Here is a 1,759-nt window from a genome sequence, read left to right as displayed (position 1 = left end):
ACGATCACAGTCAGCGCGATAGCAAACGTCGCTCCGATGGCTGACGCGGGCGGCCCTTACTCAGATACGGTTGGCGGCACGATCACGCTCAGCGGTTCAGATTCAACTGACACCGATGGCACGATTGCGGCCTACGCTTGGGATCTCGACAACGACGGCGAGTTCGACGACGCAACCGGCGAAACGACAATCTACTCGGCGACCACGGCAGGCACGTTCACCGTCGGCTTGCAAATCACCGACAACGATGGAGCGATCAGCACCGACACGGCGACGATCACGGTCAGCCCGGCCATCACGCCGGGGCTGGTTGTCACACAATCTGGTGGTGCCACTGTCGTGAGTGAATCGGGTTTGATCGATACGATCAGCGTTGTGCTGTCGAGCCAACCAACGACAGATGTCACCGTAGCGATCACCAGCGCTGACACGACCGAAGTAATGGTTGCACCTAGCGAATTGACGTTCACTCCAGACAACTGGAATCTCGCTCAATCTGTAACGGTCAGCAGTTCTAACGATAGCCTGATTGACGGAAGCCAAAACACGACAGTCTCGTTTTCCGTTTCCAGCAGCGACTTAGAATATGCCGGGCTGACGGATGTTGAAGTAGAAGTCACCACGCAAGACGCCAACACCTCGAACCCTCCGACACGAGTTTACATACCCGACTACGTCGTCCGCCCTCATGTCATCCCCGGGGATAGCATTCCTACCGCGATCCTGTTTCAGGCTGTCGCCGACGCGGAAATTTCAGTGATCCCGGTCGGCACGGTTAGCTTCCTGCAAACGATCTACATACTGAATCAAGACGTTTCGGAGATCGGGGGCTACTCACAAGGCGTGATGACGGCAACCGTGACGGCGGGTGAGATGTACGCGATCGTGTTTGAGGCACAAACGGAGAGTCGCACCTACACCGTGCGATCGACTGCGGGAACGGATGCGTTCACTCCATCGACACCCACGAACTTCCTGCAACCGACCGATACCAACGGCGACAGCCAGACCACGGCGCTCGACGCATTGGTCATTATCAACCAACTCAATCGAGAACAATTCGCCGAAGGAGAACAGGTGTCAGCGACCGCGATGTACGACGTCAACCAAGACGGAAGGACATCAGCTCTCGATGCGTTGTTGGTGATTAACGAACTCAATCGCCAAAGTACCGTCCCGAGTGAAGGAGAACTCGAGCCATTGGTCGCGGAACCGCTTCTGCCAGAAACGAGTTTGTCGATAACCATCGCGGAGATCGATGACTACTCCGCCGTGAATTCGGTCGACGAAAAAATCGTCGACACCAGCCTATCATTAACGGAAGCGACGACTTCGATTGAATCCCGATCCCTCGCGGTGACGGAGCTAGCTGATGAAAGTGCGTCCATCCTCTCAGAAGAAGATTTGGATTTGCTTGCCAATTGCCAAAGCTGGATGACCAGCACAATCTAAAGTGTATGGAAGTTGGACACACCCATTGTCGCCAGACATCGAGGTCTGAATTTTGGCGCCCCCAGCAACGGGGATCGGACACGCAAATTTGCAAAATGCTCCAGCAATTCAGCAAAGCGTCATGAAAGTCGAGCAATGTAGGGTATGCTCAGCATACCATTTTCAACGCAGAGCCCTCAGACGCGCGTGATGCGGAGCAATGACCTACCAACCCAAACACACCAAGTATTTTCGAGTCCCTGAACCCTCGTACCAGGTAGCGAATGTCGCCAAGACTTTCGGCACCACCACCATCGACCAGCCAAGC

The 1,759-nt window shown here is 54.9% G+C and carries 1 protein-coding gene; it reads left to right on the top strand.

The window, feature by feature from the left end; genetic code table 11:
- The coding region (locus RSSM_RS23305; RefSeq protein WP_144060055.1) for a dockerin type I domain-containing protein at nucleotides 1–1,452 on the top strand (1,452 nt) is incomplete at its 5' end.
- Between the last annotated feature and the right edge of the window lie 307 nt (nucleotides 1,453–1,759).

This window comes from Aporhodopirellula sallentina SM41 (genome assembly GCF_000346505.1).
In the GTDB taxonomy this organism is placed as follows: domain Bacteria; phylum Planctomycetota; class Planctomycetia; order Pirellulales; family Pirellulaceae; genus Rhodopirellula; species Rhodopirellula sallentina.
Note: the sequence above shows the minus strand (reverse complement) of the source record. Positions and strands in the feature narration are given on the sequence as shown.